The organism is Streptomyces sp. NPDC030165 (assembly GCF_055573595.1).
On record NZ_JBVIBD010000037.1, the window covers coordinates 23,244 to 44,328 of the forward strand.

A 21,085-nucleotide genomic window follows, 5' to 3' on the forward strand; every position below is an offset into this window, starting at 1 on the left:
GTACGCGGCAGCCGCCCGCCCGGACCCGGCAGCCGGGCCGTGTACGGGAGTTCAGCCCGTCACCGGCCGCGAGGCCGGGAGCCGCCGGACGACGGGACCCAGCACCACGCTCGCCAGCGTGGCCGTGGCGATCGCTCCCAGCGCGATGCCCCAGGCCACCGGGCCCATCGGCGTACAGCCGAAGAACCGGCTGACGCCCGGCGTCTGGATGACCGCCGCCAGCACCGCGGCGGACCCCACGCCCGCGAGCAGCACCCTGCGGTCCGGCCCGCCGGTGAGCACCGTCTGGGCGAGCTGGGTGCCGACCACCGCGGCCAGCGCGACGGTGCCCGCGCGGCGGCGCCGGCCGGTGAGCCGGGCCGCGCCCCAGGCCAGCGTCGCACCGAGGGTCGTGGTGAAGCCGCGCAGCAGCAACTCGTGGGTGAGCGCGGTGCCCAGGGAGCGGTCCGGGCCCTCCCGCAGCAGGTGTTCACCGCCGTCGCCGGGCGGCTCGCGGACCGCGATGGCCAGCGCCGGTGCCAGGTCGGTGAGCAGGTTGACCAGCATGATCTGCCGGGCGGTCAGCGGCGAGTGGCCGGTCAGGGCGGCGGCGAGCACGCTGAAGCCGATCTCGCCGAGGTTGCCGCCGATGAGGATGGACAGCGCGGCGCGGACCGAGGTCCACATCGCCCGGCCCTCCATCAGCGCGGCGATGATCGTCTCCAGCCGGTCGTCGCTGACGACGAGGTCGGCGGCGGCGGTGGCCGCCGGGGTGCCCCGGCGGCCCAGCGCGATGCCGATGTCGGCGAGCCGGATGGCGGGGGCGTCGTTGGCGCCGTCGCCCGTCATCGCCACGACCCGGCCGATGCGCTGGTACGCCTGCACGATGCGGACCTTGTGGTGCGGGCTGCACCGGGCGATCACGTCGACCCGGGGCAGCAGTTCGTCCAGCGCGTCGTCGTCCAGCTCGTCCAGGTCCGCCGCGTTGCACACGTGCTGGGAGGCGCCCTGGCTGATGGTGGAGGCGATCGCGTCGGCGGTGGCGGGGTGGTCACCGGTGAGCATGACGATCTGCACCCCGGCCTCGCGCAGCTGCTCGGTGGCGGGCAGCGCTCCGGCCCGTACCGGGTCGGACAGGGTGAGGAAGCCGAGGAGGACCAGCCCGTCCACGGCCTCATCGGTGAGCTGCTCACCGTGCTGCATCGGGCGTTCGGCCACCGCCAGCACCCGGCGGCCGGCGCCGGCCAGCTCCTCGGCGGACGCGGTCAGGCGGGCGCGTTCCGCGTCGTCGAGCGGGCGGGTGGCCGTACCGTCGGTACGGCGTCGGGTGCAGCGGGCCAGGACGTTCTCGGGCGCGCCCTTCACGCTGAGCAGCGCGCCGCGCGAGGCGTGCCCGGCGGTGGCGTGGTAGGCGCGGGACGGCTCGAACGGCAGGTCGTCGGCGCGCCGCCAGCGCGGGGCGCCGCCGCGTACCGTGACGTGCTGGCGGCGGGCCCCGGCCACCACCGCCCGGTCGGTGTGGTGGGCCATCGGCTCGGGGGAGTGCGCCGACGGGGTGGCACGCAGGGCCGCGGCGAGGACCGTCCGGCGGACGTCGTCCAGCCGGCCCACGGGCAGCGCCCGTTCGCCGTCGCTGACCTCCGCCAGCTCCAGCGTGCCTTCGGTGAGGGTGCCGGTCTTGTCGAAGCACAGCACGTCGGCGCGGCCGAGTGCCTCGATCGTACGGGGGTTGCGGACCAGCGCGCCGTGCTCGGCGAGGCGGCGGGCCGCGGCCAGTTGGGCCGCGCTGACCAAAAACGGCAGGCCCTCGGGGACCGAGGCGACCGCCAGGTTCACCGCCGAGGCCAGCGTGTGGTGCAGACGCCGGCCGTGCAGCACACCGGCCCCGGCCACGGCGGCGGCCGAACCGAGCGCGATCGGCAGGCTCGCCTTGGTCAGCGAGGCCAGCCGCTTCTCCACGCCCGCCGTGGGCGCCGCCTGCCGGGCGGTGGCCAGGCTGCGCCCGACCTCCGTGGCCGCGCCCGTGGCGACGACCACGGCCGTGGCCCGGCCCGCGGCCACCGTCGTCCCCTCGTACAGCATCGAACGCCGCTCCGCGAGCTGCGCCGCCACCACCGGCGCCGGGTCCTTGGACACCGGCAGGGACTCCCCGGTCAGCGAGGACTCGTCCAGCTCCAGGCCCTCGGCCTCCAGGAGGCGGCAGTCGGCCGGCACCACGTCCTCGGTGCCCAGCACGACGATGTCCCCGGGGACGAGTTCACCGGCGGTGACCTGCTGTTCGCCGCCGTCCCGCCGCACCCGGGCGCTGATCGCGGAGCGCCGGAACAGTTCGGCCAGCGCCTTCTCCGTACGCACCCGCTGGACGCCGCCGACCAGCGCGGACGTGCCGGTGATGGCGGCCACGAGCGCGGCGTCGGTCCGTGAGCCGACGGCGGCGGACAGCGCGGCGCCCGCCGCCAGAACGGGCGTGAGCGGGTTGGCCAGCTCCTCGACGAACGCGGCGCCGAGGCCGGTGTGCCGCGGGCCGTCCGCGCGGTCGGCGGGCGAGGACCGGGCCTCCGCCTCGCGGGACGCCAGTCCTTCGGGCGTCGCCGCCAGGCGCTCCAGGACCCGGGCAGCGGGCATCAGATGCCAGGGCGTGCTCTGCGCGGGCGGCACCGGCGGACGGTTCAGCAACTGCCGGGCGCGCCAGGCACCGAGGCAGAAGGCGGCGGACCCGGCGGTGTTCCCGGCTGCCGAGGCGCGCCGGGTGGCGAGGGACGGGCGGGCCTGTACGGCGGCCACGGCCCCCACGCCGCTGCCGCCCGCCGCCAGCATCGCGGCCTCCCGGTCCACCTGTGCCGCCACGGCCACCGCGTCCACGATCAGCCCGGCTGCGCTCAGGTCGCCGCCGACCAGCAGGTGCGCGCCCCAGGCGGGCGCCTTGCCCTTGCGGTGCACCCCGATGCCGCAGTCGGACGTGCCCAGGGCCCGGCGGTTGCCCGAGACGAGCAGCACCACCGCGCCGTTGCCCTGGAGTTCACGTACGGACGCGACGAGGCGCTTGCCGCCGGGCATCACGGCGTCCGCGTAACCGCACTCGGGGTCCGGCCGGTCGGAGGCCAGCACGATCCGGGCCCCGGCGCGGCGCGCGGCCGCCGCCACGGCCTGGGCGCCCGGCGCCGTCTGCGCCACCAGCCCCGCCACGGCCCGCAGCCGGCCGTCCTGGGCCAGACCCAGCAGGTGGTCGCACTTCTTCTGCCGCAAGCGCCGTACGGCGGCTTCCGCCGCGGCACCGCCGTCCTGAGGGGAGGGCGGATCCGCCAGCGGGCCGAGGACCCAGCCGTCCGCGGTCCGCCGTATCTCCAGCGGATCGTCGGCGTCGAACAGTTCGAAGAGGTGGCCGGTGGCCGCGTCCGCGTCCGCGTCGTCCAGCAGTTCCAGGTCGGCCAAGTCGTAGCGGTCGGCGCGCAGCGCCGCCTCGTCCAGCACCACGCAGTCCACCTGCCCGAGCCGGCGCAGCACGCCCCGGTCCATGGCCACCACACCGCGCAGCGCCAGGAACCGGCCCAGGTTCGTCGCGAACCCCTCCCGCCCGGCCTCCGGCGCCTTCGGCACCCCGGCCAGCGCGACGGCCAGCCCGCGGCGCGGCCCGGCGAACGGCACGGCCGCCACCCCGGCCGCCAGCGCCACGAGCGAGGACCTTTCGGTGTACCGGTCCACCGAGTCCTTCGGCGCCGGTACCGGCCGCTCGACCACGATCGGCTCGGCGGCGGCGTCCTGCGGGCCGCGCACCATCCGCGGCTCCACCGTTTCCCACGCCTTCCGGTACGCGTCGGCCTCCCGCCACTGGGCGACCCGCTGCACCACGTCCAGCACCAGCCCCCCGCCCCGTGTGGCCACGCCCTGCGCCAGCGCGCTGACCGCCGGCAGCAGCGACTCGGCCTGGTCCGGACCCGCCAGGCCCCGCGCCACCCACGCACGCAGCCGGGGATGGTGCTGGAACAGCCCCGCCAGCGATCCCAGCTCGGCGGGCAAAGGGGTCCAGGGAGCGAGACGCGTCAGGGTGGCGATGCCCAGTCCGACCGCGTCGGCGGCCAGGCCCGTCATGGACTGCCGGGTCCGCGGGCCTTCACACGGGTGGTGCGGTTCCTGGCACCACTCACCGTGCTCCGCACATTCCGAGTCCGCTGCGGTGTCCGCACCCGTACGGCCTGCCTCGGCCTCCGTCACCAGAGCGACCAGCTCCGACTGCCGCGGCGCCCCGGGCCCCAGCGCCACCACCACTCGCCCGGACGGCCCGTTCACCCGCGCCCACTCCACCCCCGGCTGCCGCTCCAGCACGCGCTCCACCCGCCGCGCGACCCGTTCGCCGTCCGCCGTCTGCACCCCGTGCACCGCGATGTAGCAGCGCCCCGGCCGCGACCACACCGCCCGCTTCGGTACCCCCGCCAGTTGCCAGGCCAGTTCCAAGGCTCCTCGGGCGCCCGCCCGCACACCCTCCACGACCGGGCCGGGCACCGGCAGCGGCGGCCTCGGCACGCGCAGCCCCGACAGTCCCGACAGCCCGGGCACCCCTGACAACAGCGACATCGGAGGCCTCACCTCACAGGGTTCCCCCGGCGGATCGCACAGGGATCCCCGAATGGGTAACCCTCTCGCCGTCGGGCTACACCTGGTCCTCCCGCCGTGTGCCGGCGGTAGGGCCGGAGGCGGTGGTTCGTGAACATCACGTGTCGGCTGTACGGCACGGCCCGTACGCCCGTACGGATCCGCCGGAGGAGCGGCACCGGCACCCGCTGCCGCTCCGGTAGAAAGAGCCCCGTGACGAACCCTGGAATGACACAGCGGCAGGCGACGGCCGTCCCCGGGCCCTTGACCGCGATACCGGCGGGCGAGGTCGTCCTGCGGGACGAGGCCGCGAAGACCAGCCGGCGGGCCGAGGTCGCGGCCTTCCGGCTGGCGCCCTGGCCGGTGACCCGCGAGCTGTACACCGCCGTGCTCGGCGAGGTGCCCGCCGCGGGACCGGCGGAAGCCCGTACGCCGGTGACCGACGTCTCCTGGACGGACGCCGTACGGTTCTGCAACCGGCTCTCGCGGGCATCGGGACTCCGGCCCTGCTACGCGACGGGCGACGGCCCCGACGCCCAGGACGTGGTCTGCGACTGGTCGGCAGACGGCTACCGCCTCCCGACCGAGGCGGAATGGGAGTACGCGTGCCGGGCCGGTTCCACCGGCGTCCGCTACGGGGACCTGGACGAGATCGCCTGGTACCAGGACAACTCCGGCGGCCGGGTGCACGACGTGGCGACCAGGACACCGAACGCCTGGGGCCTGCACGACATGATCGGCAACGTGTGGGAGTGGTGCTGGGACATCTACGACCCCCGGGTCTACGGCCCGTACCGCACCTTCCGCGGCGGCGGCTGGCAGGACCCGCCCCGTGGCTGCCGTGCGTCGTGCCGCCGCAAGAGCCACCCGGCCCTGCGCATCGACGACCTGGGATTCCGGCTGGCCCGGTCGGGCTGAGCCAGGCCGGGCCGGCCGCTGCCCGCGCCCCGCCCCCATCCGTACCCGCTTCCTCCGCTTCGCCGCGCGCGTCCTAGGATCGGGCGGTCCAGGAACAACGTGCGCAGGTCGGCGCAGGCCGGCCCGCGTGCAACGGGGAGACGGGGAAACAGCAGTGCAGCGCAAGAAGTGGATACGTACGGCGGCGACGGCGGCGACGGTGGCCCTGATGGTCTCGGCGGCCAGTGCCTGCGGGTCGTCCGAGGACCCGGCCCTCACCAAGGGCACACCGGTCCCGAGCCCGACGGCACCGGCGCCCGAGAAGGTCGCGCCCGAGCACCCCGCGCCCGGCAAGGAGGCGCCGGCGCTGGAACAGATCAAGTACGACCTGGAGAGCCGGGTGCTCTCCATGGGCGGCGCGGTCCCCAAGCCGACCAGCAGCACCTGCGACACCGAAGAGGTCGGCGACAAGCCCCAGACCTTCACCTGCACCGTGAAGTACATGGGCGTCGACGTGCCCTTCCGCGTCGAGACCAAGGGCGGCTACATCCTGATGCAGTACACGGCCACCCCGACCAAGGGCGGCGTGCTGACCGCCGAAGGGATGCGGGCCCGGGCGTGGAAGCAGTACGGGGTGTACGGGGGCAAGGCGGCCAGGTCGCTGCGCTGCGACAAGGCCCCCGCGGTGCAGCTGGTGCCGATCGACAAGCCCAGCGGATTCCGGTGCTACGTGGGTGAGGGCGGCCTGAAGGGCACCTACGACGCGGTCGTCACGGCCAACGGGATGCGGCTGACGTGACCCGGGAGGCGTGCCAGGGCGCCCGTCCTTGACCTGAAGTGAGGTCGAGTTCCTGGCGTCTCCGTCAGTCGATCGGCCGCGGACGGACGGGCCGTTCAGGACGGTCGTGTTCCGGCACGCCGCGGGCCCGGTGGGGCGCTCGGAGGTGCCGGGCATCCCACCCCCGTGAGGATGCCCGTCCACCCGCCGGCCGCACCGCGTGCGGTCGTACGCCGGCGCTGTCCCCGTCGGTGCCGAAGACGCGACACCACAGGACGGCGCAGGTACTGCCCACTTCACCGCGCCGCCCATTGATTGGCAGCCCGTTTCCGTGCGCGCAATCAATGGCGCGCACGGCCGGAACCGTTCTTGCGGCGCCCCCGCCGCGCTCCGTACCGTGGCCGTTTGCCCGGTCAGCACGGCGGGGGGCCGCATGGGGCGTCGCGAAAAACCTGTGGACCCCGGTGCGGGCCCGGTACAGCGGTTCGCATACGAACTGCGCAAGCTGCGCCTGGAGGCGGGCAGCCCGACCTACCGGGCCATGGCGGAACGGGCGGACTACTCGGCCGCCGTACTCTCCCAGGCGGCGGCGGGCGAGAAACTGCCGTCCCTCCCGGTGACCCTGGCGTACGTGGCGGCGTGCGGCGGGGACGCGGGGCACTGGCAGCGGCGCTGGCACGAAGCCGTACGGGAGGACGCCGCCCGCGTCCTGGAAGCGGACGAGAACGGAGCCGTCGCGCCCTACCGCGGCCTGGCCCGCTTCGAACCGGACGACCACGCACGCTACTTCGGCCGCCGCCGGCTCACCGAGGAACTGCTGCGGCGGGTGGGCGAACGCCGGGTCGTCACGGTGTTCGGCCCGTCCGGCAGCGGCAAGTCCTCCCTGCTGCGCGCCGGACTCATCGCCCGTCTGCGGCAGCCTGCCGCCGACCCGCCGCTGCGCCTTCCCCCGCCCGCCGCGATCCGCATCCTCACCCCCGGCGCCCACCCCGAGCGCGACGCCGGGCAGGTGTTCGCCCCGGCCGGGCCACGGGGGGACACGTGGCTGGTGGTGGACCAGTTCGAGGAGGTCTTCACCCTCTGCGCCGACCCCGACGAACGGAACGCCTTCATCCGCCGCGTCCTGACGGCCCACGACCCCGCGAGCCGGCTGCGGGTGGTGCTGGGCGTACGGGCGGACTTCTACGGCAGGTGCCTGGCCCACCGGGAACTCGCCGACGTGATCCGGGAGTCGAGCCTGCCCATCGGCCCGATGTCACCGCAGGAACTGCGGGAGGCGATCGTCAAGCCCGCGGCCGCCGAGGGGCTGATCGTGGAACGGACGCTCACCGCCCGCCTCGTCGAGGAGATGGCCGAGGAACCCGGCAGCCTGCCCCTGCTCTCGCACGTCCTGCTGGAGACCTGGCGGCGCCGCCGCGGCCGTACCCTGACACTTCAGGCGTACGAGGCGGCGGGTGGCGTCCACGGCGCGGTCGCCCAGACCGCCGAGCACCTGTACGGACGGCTCTCGCCGCAGCAGGCCGGGACGGCCCGCCGGATGCTGCTGCGCCTGATCACCCCGGGCGAAGGGACCCCGGACACCCGCCGGCCCGCGGCCAGGGGAGAGCTGGACGCCGGTGACCCGGCCGCCGCTCAGGTCGTCGAACAGCTGGCCAGGGCCCGGCTGATCACGATGGACCAGGACACCGTGGACCTGGCCCACGAAGCACTGATCACGTCCTGGCCCCGGCTGCGCGGCTGGATCGAGGAGAACCGCGGACGCCTGATCGTGCACCGCCGGCTGACGGAGGCGGCCGGACTGTGGGACGAACTCGACCGCGACCCCGGGGCGTTGTACCGCGGCACCCGCCTGGACGCCGCCGAGGAGGCGTTCCCCCCGGAGGAGGCCGGTCCGTCCCCGGCGCCTGCCGACGTCCCCGACGAACTCACCCCGCTGGAACGCGCCTTCCTCACCGCCAGCGCCGCCGCGCGCGGCCGCGAGCGGCGCGCGGCCGCCCGTACCACCCGCCGCCTGCGCCAGTTCGCCGCCACCCTGTCCGTCCTCCTCGCCCTCGCCCTGGCGGCGGGGCTGATCGCCTGGGACCAGTTCCGCACCAGCGAACAGCGGCGCGACGCGGCGCTCGCCGCCCAGCGGGTCTCCCTGTCGCGGCAGCTCGCCGCCCAGTCGTCCGCCCTCCTGGAGGACCGGCCGGACCTGGCCTCCCTCCTGGCGGTACACGCCTACCGGACCGCCCCCACCACGGAAGCCGTCGCGGGTCTGTTCAGCGCGGTGGACATACCGCTGCGGCTGCGGATCACCGCGCACACCGGCGGAGTGCGGGCGGTCGCGTTCAGCCCCGACGGGCGCACCCTCGCCACCAGCGGCGGACACGACAACACCGTACGCCTGTGGAACGTGTCCACCGGCACGGCCCGCGCCACCCTCGCCGCGCCCGCTGACACCCTCGTCTCCCTGTCCTTCAGCGCCGACGGGCGCACGCTGGCCGGCAGCACCCGCACCGGAAGCTGGCGGCTGTGGGACGCGGCCACCGGCCGCACGCGCGCGACGTTCGGCGGGCACGGCGGCCCGGTGGCGGCCACGGCCTTCAGCCGGGACGGCCGCACCCTGGCCACCGGCGGCACCGACGGCACGGTACGCCTGTGGAACGCGGCCACCGGCGTGCTCTCCGCGACACTGCGTGGGCACACCGGGAAGGTCGTCTCGGCGGCCTTCGCCCCCGACGGACGCTCGGTGGCCACCGGCAGCCTCGACGGGACCGTGCGCCTGTGGAACGCGGCCACCGGCACCGCCGAAGCCCGGCTCGTCCGGCCCGCCGGCAGCAGCCGGGCGGTGGCGTTCGGCCCGGACGGCCGCACCCTGGCCGTCTACGGCAGCAACGACGCCTCGATCCGGCTGTGGGACGTGACCGCGGGCACGGCTCGTACCACCCTCGCCGGACCCGCCGGGTACGTGATCGCGATGGCGTTCGCCCCCTCAGGACGCATCCTGGGCGGCGGCAGCGACGACGGCACCGTACGGCTGTGGGACGTGGCCACCGGCGCGATCCTCGGCACCCTCCCCGGACACGCGCGCCGCGTCAGCTCGGTGGCGTTCAGCCCGGACGGGCACACGATGGCCAGCGGCAGCGACGACGGCACGGTCCGGCTGTGGAACACCGCCCTCGGCGACGTGCTCACCACCCTGGACGGCCACTCCGGGCCGGTGGGCACGGTTGCGTACGGGCGGGGCGGCCGCACGCTGGCCAGCGGCAGCGACGACGGCACCGTACGCGTCTGGGACCTGGCCACGCGCGGCAGCCGGCTCCTCGGCGGGCCCGCCGACGGCGGCCGGCGCGAGCGCGTGCGCGCGGTGGCCTTCAGCCCCGACGGCCGTATCCTCGCCACCAGCAGCAGACGCGCCGGCCTGCGCGTCTGGGACGTGGCCACCGGCAGACTCCGCGCCACCCTCCGGCAGTTGACGGGCGAAGCGGTCGCCTTCAGCCCGGACGGCCGCACCCTGGCCGGTACCAGCGGCTCCGGAGCGCTGGTGCTGTGGGACACCGTCACCCACCGGACCCGCACCCTCTCCGCCTCCGGTACCGGCCCGGCCACCTCGGTCGCCTTCAGCCGGGACGGCCGGACCCTGGCCGACGGCAGGCCGCACGGGCCCGTACGGCTCTGGGACGTGGCCGCCGGCCGGACCCGGACCGTCCTCACCGGCCCCCGCGGCGGCGCCGGGGCGGTCGCGTTCAGCCCGGACGGCCGCACCCTGGCCGGCGGCGGCGCCGACGGATCGGTACGGCTGTGGGACACGGCCACCGGCACGGTCAGGACCACCATCGCCGGGCACACCATCGGCACGCTCGGCGCGGTGGCCTTCACCCCCGACGGCCGGACCCTGGCCGCCAGCGGGCGCGACACCGGCACCGTACGGCTGTGGGACGTGGCCACCGGCCACTCCCGCGCCACCTACGCGGGCCAGACCGGCCTCGTCCGCTCGGTGGCGTTCAGCCCCGACGGCCGCTCCCTGGCCAGCGGCAGCAGCGACGGGGTGGTCCGCCTGCGGGAGGTGGACCTGCCCGGACCCGCCGAGTCGATCAGGAAGATCTGCCGCGCCGTGAACCGCGAGCTGACGCCCGCCGAGCACGCCACGTATCTGCCGGACGAGGCGCCGCGCAGGGCGTGCGGGGGCTCTTGAGACCGTGTGTCCTACGTGGTGAGGCGGACGAGGCGTCTGTAGCAGCACAGGGCGGCGGCGAGGGGGAGGAAGGGCCGGTAGTTGCGGGGGGCCGGTGAAGCGCTCACCTGACGGGTTCGTCGACTTCGGCCGCTGGACGATCGGCACCTGGACGGTGGAGGCCGGCATCTGGTTCGCGATCGGCTACGCCTCCAACAAATAGCACGCGGCGGTACGGCGTCGCCGGCCCCACCATCACCCTCGGGCGCCGGGCCTGGGCGTGTACGCGGCGTTCCTCGCGGCCTCGAACCGGGCCACCAGCCACCTGCGGCTGCTCCCGTCGGCTCGGGTTCACGGCGACCGCGAGATTCTTCACCGCCGGCGCGGCGCGGACCAGGCGAGGCCCCGGCCTCGGTTCTGCGTACAGCTCGGTGATCTCACGGTGCGCGGGCCGTGAGGTCGGCGCCGTTCTAGCAGCCGCGGATCCAGTAGCCGAGAAAGGCGCCGAGTTTCGCGCCGACCTGTCCGGAGAACCAGTGTTCCGAGCGCAGGCCCTGTTTGAACTGACGTCTGTACTCACTGCAGTGCTCGTCGAAGGTGGGTTCGGTGCCGATGCTGACCTCGCCGATGGCGTCGACGTTGACCACGAAGAGCACCGGGTCTGTGCTCTTTTCCGCGCCCCAGCGGGGCTCCTGCCAGGAGTAGAGCCACTTTTCCGATCCGCTGGAGAGTTCCTGGTATCTGTCCTGGAGGTCCAGCATGGCGAGTTTGCCGGAGCCCTTGTACTCGACGTACCACCGGGAGGCGCCCGTGCCATTCGTCCAGCTGTACCAGCTCGTCATGCGGACCAGGAGCGTTTCGGTGCGGCCCTTGTTCTCGTATCGAACCCATCCGTCCACCCCGGACGACAGGTCGACGGAGAGGAGGACGATCGCGGTGCCGCTGTGTGGTTGGATCACTTCGGGTGGGCAGCCCTCCCGCTTCGGTGCGCTCGTTTCGTTGGGCCACTTGCCCCATCCGTTGATCTTGCCGTGTCCGGTTCGGGCCAAGGGTTCGTCCAAGGCGTTCCAGATAGCGATCTCTCGGCAGAACTGGCCCCGGCCCTGTTGTCCGGCGGCGAGCTTCCACAGCTCCAGGTTCTGTCCCGCCACCGGGGGTGGGAGGTCGATCGGTGGGAGGTCGTCGGGGGCCCGGTCGGACAACGCGGTCGTGGGTTGTGCCGCCTCCGCGTTCCGTCCGGTATACGGCTTGCTGTGGTCCTCCTCGACACCGGGAGGCTGCTCGCCCACCTCTTCGAGGAACTTCGGGGTGTCCGTCATGGTCCATGCCTTCCTTGTGATGTGCCGGGAAGCGGCGGCCCCACCGGCACTCCACGGCATCGCAGGGACGTCACTTGCCCCACTCCCGGTCGGGCCGCCCTGCCCGGCGCCACACCTGCCCTCGACGCGCGCGGGAGCTGAACGAGGGGGTGCCTCCAGGCTGACGCGCAGGGCCCGGGTCTGCGCGGGCAGGGCGCGTGGATGGGGCCATCGGAGGGGTACGGACGCGCCCGACTCGAAGATTTCGGCCGCAGCGTTCTCAACGGCGCCGCCGGCCGTCTGCGAAGCCCACCCATGCCCAGTGCTGTGCTATTTTCTGGTGTTCGTTCGGCATGGGGTTGCCCCAGCCTTCGCACGGCATTCGTATCGCGCGGTGCCGCAACCCAACGGAGGCCAGTCATGCCCGCCGCGCACCAGCGTGCCCCGCACCACACCCTTGAGATCCCCGACCACGGGAAGATCCGCGCCAATGCCGTGAGCGAGGTCAAGGAGGAGCTGGGCACCCTCGCCCGTTCCGACGACCGGTTCAAGCGGGCGTGGGAGATCGTCCAGCAGGCCGACCTTGAGATCGCCGCGCACGTCGACGAGCGCAACCAGTGCGCTCTCAGCCTGTGGTTCTACGACGGGACCCGCGGTCTCAACCGGGTGCTGGGCATCCTTCCGAACGCGTACGTCGAGATGCGACGCGCGGCACTGCACGGTGACAAGAAGTCGGCTTCCCTCACCACCGACGACGGGCGCATGACCGCCGAGGAGCGGTGCGCGGCCGCGGAGGAGGCCGGCGTGCCGCACATCGAGGACGCCGCCGGGCGGCTGCCGGGGCTGGCCGCCACGGTGTCCGCAGCCACGGCCCGCAGGAAGACCGCGTTGCCGTTCCTCCAGGATGCGGTGCTCGCGCTGACCGAGGAGCCGTACGGCTGGACGACGGCCCGTATCGCCGAGCTGGGTGACGACCTCACCGTGAAGTACGTGCGCGACGCGAAGAACGCAGCCAAGCGCCGCCGCGGCCACTGACCAGCACATGGACGACGGCCGCGAAGCCTCTGGCGGACTTCGAAGGGCCCCGGGCACGACCCCGAACAAAGTTAGCCCTGGCGGAGCGCTGCACACCGTCTGGTGCGCGGGCGCCGTTGGAGATAGGAGGTAGGCGGGCTGCGCACGAGGACGGGAGGCCCGGCCGGTGCGCACGGCTAGGGGGCGTCATGAGTACTCCGGCAGCGCTGCGGCTGCTGCGCGGCACCGACCTGCTGGACCTGTCGTTCGGCTTCGCCGGGCTGACCGTCGAAGGGAACGGCGGGGACAGACGGCTGGTATGCGCGGACGCGCAGGCGGACGGCTGGATCACCGTCACCTTCGGACCGCAGCACACGGTGGAGCAGGCGTTCAGCGACGAGGTGCCGGGGGAGTCCCGCGACCTGCCGGTGGGCTCCCTGATCAGCGGCCGCAGCGTCCTCGTCTTCGAGGTGGGCCCGCGGGACGCGGTGCCGTTCACCGAGGACGGGCTGCTCGACGCCATGCGCAGGCTCCCGCTGCGCGTCGTGGACGCGGCACGCGAACCGGACACACCACCCGCGGCACCGGCACTCCGCCCGCCGCCCGCGGCACCGGACGGCCAGGACGCCGCGGCCCGCGCCATGGCACTGGTGCGGCTGCTGCGGAAGACGACCGAACTCACCGCCCGCTTCGGCCCGGAGACCTCGCGTGCCCTCGCCGAAGCGGCGGGAGCGGTGGTGGAAGGGGCGGCAGAGGCGGAAGCCGCAGTGCCGGCCGCGGCCGCCGGTCCGCAGGATCCGCTCGCCGACCCCGCCCGCCCCCGTACCGGCGTCGAACTGCCCTACCGGCTCCACCTGTCCCCCTCGCAGAAGGGGAGGTGGATCCACCCGGGCCGGATCGCGTCACCCGAACCCGGCGCCCGCGTCGCGCTCTGGCACACCCGGCTCGACGCGGCAACGGTCCGCGCGGTCTGGAACCGCGAACGCGGCGGCGACCCCGGCGCGCCGTACGCGTTCCGGCAGGCGCTGGAGCCGGACGACCGGCGGGACATCGTCGACCTCACCACCGGCGCGGGACTCCTGAAGCCCGACGGCACACCGTACGTCCCGCAGCCCGTCGCCGTTCGGCTGCTGATGCTCTCGACGGCCGGCGGCTGGCTGGACGGCCTCGGTACCTGGCCGCAGCGGCCGCGCGGCGTCTCGCTCTCCGAATGGCGCCACCGCGCCGCCATGGGCCGCGACCACTACGTCCGGGTGATGCGCGAGGGATTCCTGTGTCCCTTCGGGCACAAGGCGGTGTACGTCCGCGTCACCGAGCGCAAGTTCGACGACTCCCGGGCCGCGTACCTGATCCAGCGGGAGTTCGTCCTGGTACGGCAGCCGCTGCGGACGTACGACCCGAAGACCGCGCTGCCCGCCGGGCCGGACCCGGCGAGCGACCTGGCCAACGTTCTCTTCCCCTTCACCAGCGTACGGCTCGACACCGTGCAGACGCCGAACCTCCAGCCGCCCGCCGACCGGCGGAAGTTCTTTCCCGGGACCCCCGCGGAGCAGCCGTTCCACTTCAAGGTCACCGCGGTCGACCACGGCGGGAACACGGTGGAGTTCCGTACGCCGCTGCTCTTCCTCGATGAGACGCTGGCCTCCGGCGCCGGACTCGCCGCGGCCGTCGCCGAGTACAACGCCCTGGACCGCAACCCGCCGAATCCCACGGCGTCCGCCGGCGCCGTCGCGGTGGAGCACCCGCCCGAGGCCAGCGCCGACCTCCTCGGCCAGTCGGTGGCGCTCGCGCCCGCCCTCCGGCCCGACGACACCCGGCTCGACGTGACCCGGATGGTGTGGGGCATGGCGGCACCGCCCGCGCTGGCCGACCCGGCGCCGGGCGACCCGGCCGTGTCGAAGAACGCCCAGTTCCTGCCGCAGCTGCGCTGGGCCCAGGCCGCCGTGCCCGCCGTCGGCCGGCTCAGCGGCACGGATGCCACCGTCCCCGTCGCCTATGCGAAGCGGTACGCCCTGTCCGGCTTCGACACCGTCGGCGGCCCGGTACGCAAGGCCAACGCGGGGCAGGTCTTCCTCAACCTGCTCACCCCCGCCGACCAGCCGCTGCGGATGGATTTCGGCAGGCAGCGCGACCGGTCCGGCGGCCTCACCGCGCCCAGCATGATCGTGTCCGGTCTGTCCCGCCTGACCGGCCCGGTCTCCGGCGTCCCGCCGGTCGGCGGGCAGGACCCGCTCGACCTCATCGCGAACGGCACGTTCCGGCCCGAGGAGTTCTTCCGCCCGCTGGGCGCCCTCGACGCGGTCGGCCCGAGCCTGCTGGGCGTGGTGCCGCTGGCCGAGGTGATCGCCGGTGTGGACGGGCTGGGCAAGGCCCTGAAGGTACCCAACTTCTTCACCGAGACCGTCAGCGCGGTCACCGGCTTCCTCTCCGACCTCGGCCGCGCCCGGCAGCTGCTCACCCACGCACCCGACCGCTACCCGCCCGCCGCCCGCCAGGTCGCCGACACGGCGGAGAAGTTCGTCACCGTCGTCGGCGACTTCGTGGCCCAGGGGCTCGCCGGCCGCACCGGCCCGGTCACGATGCGGCAGGTCGACGACGCCTTCGCCGCCTTCGCGGCCGCGCTGACCAATCTGCTGAACCTTCTGCCCGCCGGCACCGATCCGGGCGTACGGACCCTGCTCACCCGCGTCCAGCAGCAGATCGCCACCTGGACCAGGGCCGCTGGCGAGGTCGTCGCGCTGCGCGACGCCGTACAGCGGGCCGCCAACGGCTTCCGGCTGCCCGAGACCGTCAACGCGCGCCTGGAGTGGAACCCGGACATCCAGCCGGTCCTCCTGGGCGGCTCCCCGGTCTTCCTGCCGGATGCCGACGGACGGCTGTCCCTCGTGGTCGACCTGCGCGGCTCCCTGCGCGGGGACCTCAGCGTCGGCGCCGACGTCAGCTGCAGCCTGGAGAACTTCTCCCTCATCCTCGTACCGAAGTTCAACGCGCTACGGCTGAGCTTCCGGCACGTCCGCTTCGTCGCACGCGCCGGACGCAAACCCGACATCGACGTCGTCCTCAAGAGCGTCGACTTCATCGGCCCGCTCTCCTTCGTCCAGACGCTGCGCAAACTCATCCCGGTGGACGGTTTCAGCGACCCGCCGGGCATCCAGGTCACGCCCTCCGGCATCGTCGCCCGGTACGGGCTGCCGCTGCCGAACCTGGCCATCGGCGTGTTCAGCCTGGAGAACCTGCGCCTGGACGCCTACCTCGATCTGCCCTTCATCGGCAGGTCACTGGAGATCGGCTTCTCCTTCTGCAGCCGGCAGGCGCCGTTCCGGCTCACCGTCTCGCTGCTCGGCGGCGGCGGCTTCTTCGGCATCGTCCTGACGCCCCAGCGGGTGGCCGTCCTGGAGGCGGCCCTGGAATTCGGCGCGGCCGTCTCCCTCGACTTCGGGGTGGCCAGCGGCAGCCTGTCCGTCATGGCGGGCATCTACTTCCGCCTGGAACTGCAGACCGGCGAGTCCCGGCTGACCGGCTACTTCCGCGCCCGCGGCGAGGTCGACGTCCTCGGCATCGTCTCCGCCTCCATCGAGATCTACCTCGACCTCACCTTCGACACCGCGACCGGCACGGTCTACGGACGGGCCAGGATCTCCGTCAGCGTGCACATCGGCTTCTGGTCGCAGTCGGTCACCATCGAGTGCGAGAAGCGGTTCGTGGGCAGCGGGCCCGCCCCCGCCCCGCTCGGCCCGGCGGCCGAGGAGCCGCCCCGGCCGCCCACCTTCGCCGAGATGATGGCGCCCTACACCGACCCGGCCACCGGCGCCCGGCGCGACCCCGTCACCGAGTACTGCACCGCCTTCGCGGAAGTGAGCTGAGCCATGCCCGAGACGATCCGGTGGACCGTACTGCCCGACGGCTTGGCACCCGACGGCACGCTCCGGCTGACCGTGCTGGTCAGCCCCCGCCTCACCGGCGGCACCCGCCTCGACGCCTTCCGCGGCTTCCGGGACTGGCCGCAGACCCTGCGGACGTACGCGCCCGCGCTCCAGGCCGAGTTCCGGGCGCCCGGCGCCACCGGGCCGGGCGTCCTCGTCCCCGTCACGGCCCAGACCGGACGCTTCCCGCCGGCCGACAGCGCGCTGTGGACCGAGCTGTTCAAGCCCGAGACGGTGGTCCACGCGCCCACCGGCGCCTTCGCCGCCACGGCGGAACAGCTCCCGGTGCTGCGGTCGTTCCCCGCCGGGACGGTGCACGACCAGGTCACGGCGCTGTACGAGGCGGCGGTGAGCGCGACGGCGGACCGCCGGGCCAACCCGCCGGCCGGCGGCAGCGAGCTGAACCTCGCGGCGGCGCGCCCACGGGAGACGACCGGGCCGGCCGCCGACTGGGACCACCCCGAGGGCAGCGACCTCACCGGTGTACTGACCCGCACCATCCGGGCCTTCTCCGGCCAGGTCGGCACCAGCTATCCCCGGCTCGACGATCTCATCGGCGCCCCGCCCGCCGGGCGGCAGGGCGCCACCGCCGACCCGAACCCCTACCGCCCCCGGCACATGGACCGTGCCGCGCGCGACTACACGCAGGACAGCGCACTGCTCGGACTCGCGGAGATGTACCGGTTCTACGACCGGACCGCACGCCCGGCGGCCTCCGCGGCCGTACCGTCCCCGGCCGCCCCCGAGGCCGAACCGCCCCCGCAGCGCCCGGACTTCGACTTCCACACCGCGTGCGCCCTCCTCGCCGACTACCCCGAACTCCTGCGCCGCTTCGGCCTCGCCCTCGACCTGCTCGTCACACCCCCGGCCGGTCTCGCCGACCGCTGGCAGGCCCGGGTGGCCTTCACGGCCGCCCAGGCGCACCTGAACACCGACGCCGCCCTGCGCCCCTGGACGGCGCTGCGCCACGTCCCGGGCCGCCGCTTCGAACCGTACGCCGCCGACGACGGTTTCCACGGCCACCGGATGCTCAAGCTGGGCGCCGACGAGGTGCACACCACCGACCTGGACCTCGACGGCGCCGCGATGAAGTTCGTGGAGTTCTCCCGCGTCATCGACCAGTACCTGAGCGGCACGCAGCAGCCGGGCGAGGCCGTCGCCGCCGACCCCACCGCCGTACCGGCCCTGCACGGAGCGGGCCTGACCGTCGTCCACGACGACCGCGACCGGACGCTGGCCGACCAGATGGAGGCCGACGCCCGGCACACGGCAGGCGTCGGCCCCGACGGACAGCCCGTCGCCGCCGCGGTCCTGGACGCCGCGCACCTCGTACGCGGCCTGCGCGTCGACGTCGGCGTGGCGGACGAGCGGACCGGGCGCGTCACCGCCTGGCACCCGCTGTGCGCGCGGACGGGGGAGTACGCGATCAGGCGGCCCGGCGTACCGGCCGTACCGGTCGCCGCCGCACCCGACGAGGGTCACGTCAAGGCGTCCGCCGTCACCCGCGACCGCGCCGCCGACCACCAGCTCTACGTCCACCAGGCGCTGTTCGGCTGGCACGGCTGGAGCCTGGCCGCCCCGCCGCCCGGCCGGACCCTCGGCGCCGACGACCGGCCGCGGGTGCCCGACCCCGAGGTCTGCGACCGCTTCCCGCTCGCCGCCACGTTCCGCCCCACCCCCGGCACGCTGCCCGCCCTGCGCTACGGCCGTACGTACCGGATGCGCGCCCGCCTGGTCGACCTCGCGGGCAACAGCCTCGGCCCCGGCGCGCCCGCCGTGGAGGGCACCGCCACCGAACCGGTCACCTATGCCCGCTGGGAGCCCGTACCACCGCCCGTGATCGTGCCGAGGTGGCCGTTCCTGGAAGGCGAGTCGGAACCGCACCTGGTCATCCGCAGCACCGTCGACGGCTCCGGACGGCCGTTGTCGCCCGGAGAGTGGGCCGGCCTGCGCAACCCGCAGGTCCCCGACCACGAGAAGAGGTCGCCGGCGGACGGCCTCGACCGCCGCTACCGTGCCTTCGACGAACGGCACCTCAGCCCGCCCAAGAGCGCGCTCCAAATGGCCGAACAGCACGGCGTGTACGACGCCGTCTTCGGGCCCGGCAAGCCGGAAGCACTGCGCCGCCAGTACTTCGCGGCCGCGTCCCGCGAGGCGGGCAGCTACCTCGACACGGTGGTCAGCCTCCCCGAAGACCCACGCGTCACCCGCGACCTGAAGGCCGCCGAGGAGATTCACGTGGCCAAGCACAGCCCGCACGACACCTCACCCCTGACCGAACTGCCCGTGGCGCGCGGCGACGGTCTGCACACGGGCGAGTACGTGGTCCACGACGCCGCTCAGCTCCTGCTGCCGTACCTGCCCGACGTCCCCGCGCGCGGCATCGCACTGCGCGGACTGCCGGGTACCGGCGACGAACCCCACCGCACCTACGACTTCACCGGCACCTGGCCCCAGGCGCGGCCGCTGCGGCTGCGGATCGTGGAGGGGGACCGCCCGCCGGACCCGCCGTCCGGTGGCGTCCTGACCGTGTACGTACCGAAGGCGGAGGTCGTGACCGTCCGTATGAGCTGCCGCATCGCGGAGGAGGACCTGCCGCTCTTCCGCGTCTGGCGGCTGCTGACCGCCTCCCCCCTGTGGAACGACGCGCTGCGCCTGACCTCGGACCAGCAGCGGGACCTCACGGCGGCGTCGGCGGCCGGCGAGAACTGGATGATCACCCCGTGGACGGAACTCACCCTCGTCCACGCCGTCGAGAAGCCCCTCGCGCCGCCGTCCCTGGCCGATCTCCGGTTCGGCCGTACGGCCGGGGAGACCTTCGCGCTGGTCTCCGGCACGCTCTCCCTGCACGCGAAGAGCAGCGGCCGTATCGACCTCGACGCGACCTGGGAGGAGTGGCTCGACGACGTCAAGGAGCCCGCGCCCCGCCGCGTGACCGGCTACGACCACGTGGGCGACCTCACCACCGGCCCCTACCGGAACACCCTGCCCTTCGGCGACGTACGGCACGAGTTCCGCGACACCCGCCACCGCAACATCACCTACACACCGACCGCCACCACCCGCTTCCGCGAGTACTTCCACCCGGCGATCACCGACCGGCTCGAACTGATCACCAGCCGGGGCCCCGCCGCCCCCGGCCCCTCCGGGCGGGGCTGGCCGGTGCCGGCCGGCCGCCGCCCCGAGCCGCCCGACGTGAGCCACACCGTTCCCACCTTCACCTGGGAACGCACGGTGGACACCGACGCGCACCGGGTGACCAGGACCCGCCGGAGCGCGGGCGTACGCGCCTACCTCCGCCGCCCCTGGTTCTCCTCCGGCGACGACGAACTCCTCGCCGTCGTCCTCGACCCCGGCAGCAGGCTCCCGGCCGAACTCGTCACCCGCTGCGGCATCGACCCCGTATGGGCGGACGACTCCGTCCTGCCGCGCCTGCGCCCCGCCAACTTCCCGAACGCCGCCGTGACCGCCACCGACCGGCTCCTGACGGAGACCGTCGGCGGCACGCCCGCGAAGGTGTCGGTGGCCGCGTACGCGCCGGTGTACGACGAGCAACTGGGGCTCTGGGCCTGCGACATCGACGTGGACCTCGGCGACCTGGCCGACAGCCCCGCCTACTTCCCCCACCTGCGGCCCGCGTTCGCCCGCTACCAGCCGTACGCCGTCGACCCCCTCCACCTGTCCAAGGTGGTCACCGGGGACTTCGTCCAGCTGCCGCCCGACCGCACGGTCACCGCCGCGATGACGGCCGACGGCCGGATCCGCCTGGAACTGAGCGGCCCGGCCGCCGCCAACGACACGGGCGAGTTCGCGGGCCCGGGACGCGAGGGGATGGCGGCGAGCCGCCGCGTCACCGCGACCGTGCAGCAGCGCGCCCGCTCCGCGGACGAGCTGGACTGGACGGCGACCGCCGCCACGGCCGAACTGACCTGCACCCCCAGCGGCGACGGCTTCGTCTGGTCCGGCGAACTGACCCCGCCCCCCGGCCGGTTCCCTTCCCCCAGCCTCCACCGCCTCCTCATCGAGGAGTCCGAAACCTGCTTCACCGACCGCACCACAGCCACCGGCACCCTCACCGCCCACGGCATCACCCGCCCGGTGTCCCAGCGGCTCGTCCACGCGGACTTCTTCGGGCTGACGACGACGGTGTTCGGGCGGGTGGTGCTGGAGTTGGAGGAGTAGGGGATGGGGCGGTGCCGGGCGATCGTGGTGTGGGGGGCCGCGTCCGGGCGGGGCGGGCCTGGTTCCCTCAGGAGTCCGGGGCGCGATCGCCGGCGTAAGGATGAAGGGCCGACGGTGGAGGTACCGGCCACGTGACGGTCTTCCGTACCACGGCTGGACCGGATCACCCGCCCATCTGCCGGGCCCGGGGACACGAAGGGGTCTCCCCGCAGGCGACCGGTGCGGACACACGGTCCACCGACTGATCCGGATCATGTCACCCGCTGCG

Annotated in this window: 8 protein-coding genes; 6 read left to right on the plus strand and 2 right to left on the minus strand. The window is 74.3% G+C overall.

Annotation, left to right across the window (positions count from 1 at the left end):
• Positions 1 to 51: 51 nt before the first annotated feature.
• The gene (locus tag ACZ4Z1_RS39260) at positions 52 to 4,551 is read right to left on the minus strand and encodes a cation-translocating P-type ATPase (RefSeq protein ID WP_468491482.1); all 4,500 of its coding nucleotides are present in this window, start codon (positions 4,549 to 4,551) and stop codon (positions 52 to 54) included.
• A 246-nt stretch (positions 4,552 to 4,797) separates the two neighbouring features.
• Here ACZ4Z1_RS39260 and ACZ4Z1_RS39265 point away from each other — a divergent pair, with 246 nt between their 5' ends.
• The 3 genes from ACZ4Z1_RS39265 to ACZ4Z1_RS39275 all read left to right on the plus strand — a co-directional run bounded on the left by ACZ4Z1_RS39265 (position 4,798) and on the right by ACZ4Z1_RS39275 (position 10,421).
• Positions 4,798 to 5,487 carry a formylglycine-generating enzyme family protein gene (locus ACZ4Z1_RS39265; RefSeq protein ID WP_468491501.1) on the plus strand — a complete coding sequence of 230 codons (690 nt, stop codon included), beginning with the start codon at positions 4,798 to 4,800 and terminating at the stop codon, positions 5,485 to 5,487.
• Positions 5,488 to 5,641: 154 nt separating this feature from the next.
• Positions 5,642 to 6,265 carry a hypothetical protein gene (locus tag ACZ4Z1_RS39270; protein WP_468491483.1) on the plus strand — a complete coding sequence of 208 codons (624 nt, stop codon included), beginning with the start codon at positions 5,642 to 5,644 and terminating at the stop codon, positions 6,263 to 6,265.
• Between the two features lie 412 nt (positions 6,266 to 6,677).
• Positions 6,678 to 10,421 carry an nSTAND1 domain-containing NTPase gene (locus ACZ4Z1_RS39275; RefSeq protein WP_468491484.1) on the plus strand — a complete coding sequence of 1,248 codons (3,744 nt, stop codon included), beginning with the start codon at positions 6,678 to 6,680 and terminating at the stop codon, positions 10,419 to 10,421.
• A 449-nt stretch (positions 10,422 to 10,870) separates the two neighbouring features.
• Here the strand turns inward: ACZ4Z1_RS39275 and ACZ4Z1_RS39280 are convergent, their stop codons facing one another.
• Positions 10,871 to 11,719 (minus strand): hypothetical protein, encoded by an 849-nt coding sequence (locus tag ACZ4Z1_RS39280; RefSeq protein ID WP_468491485.1) that lies wholly within the window; start codon positions 11,717 to 11,719, stop codon positions 10,871 to 10,873.
• A gap of 399 nt (positions 11,720 to 12,118) precedes the next feature.
• Between ACZ4Z1_RS39280 and ACZ4Z1_RS39285 the strand changes: the two genes are divergently transcribed.
• The 3 genes from ACZ4Z1_RS39285 (at position 12,119) to ACZ4Z1_RS39295 (ending at position 20,817) form a co-directional block, all read left to right on the plus strand.
• Positions 12,119 to 12,733 carry a hypothetical protein gene (locus ACZ4Z1_RS39285; RefSeq protein WP_468491486.1) on the plus strand — a complete coding sequence of 205 codons (615 nt, stop codon included), beginning with the start codon at positions 12,119 to 12,121 and terminating at the stop codon, positions 12,731 to 12,733.
• Positions 12,734 to 12,921: 188 nt separating this feature from the next.
• On the plus strand, positions 12,922 to 16,575 hold the full coding sequence (locus ACZ4Z1_RS39290; RefSeq protein ID WP_468491487.1) for a hypothetical protein: 3,654 nt from the start codon (positions 12,922 to 12,924) through the stop codon (positions 16,573 to 16,575).
• Between the two features lie 3 nt (positions 16,576 to 16,578).
• Complete coding sequence (locus tag ACZ4Z1_RS39295; protein ID WP_468491488.1) at positions 16,579 to 20,817, plus strand: hypothetical protein; 4,239 nt, start codon at positions 16,579 to 16,581, stop codon at positions 20,815 to 20,817.
• Positions 20,818 to 21,085: the final 268 nt, after the last annotated feature.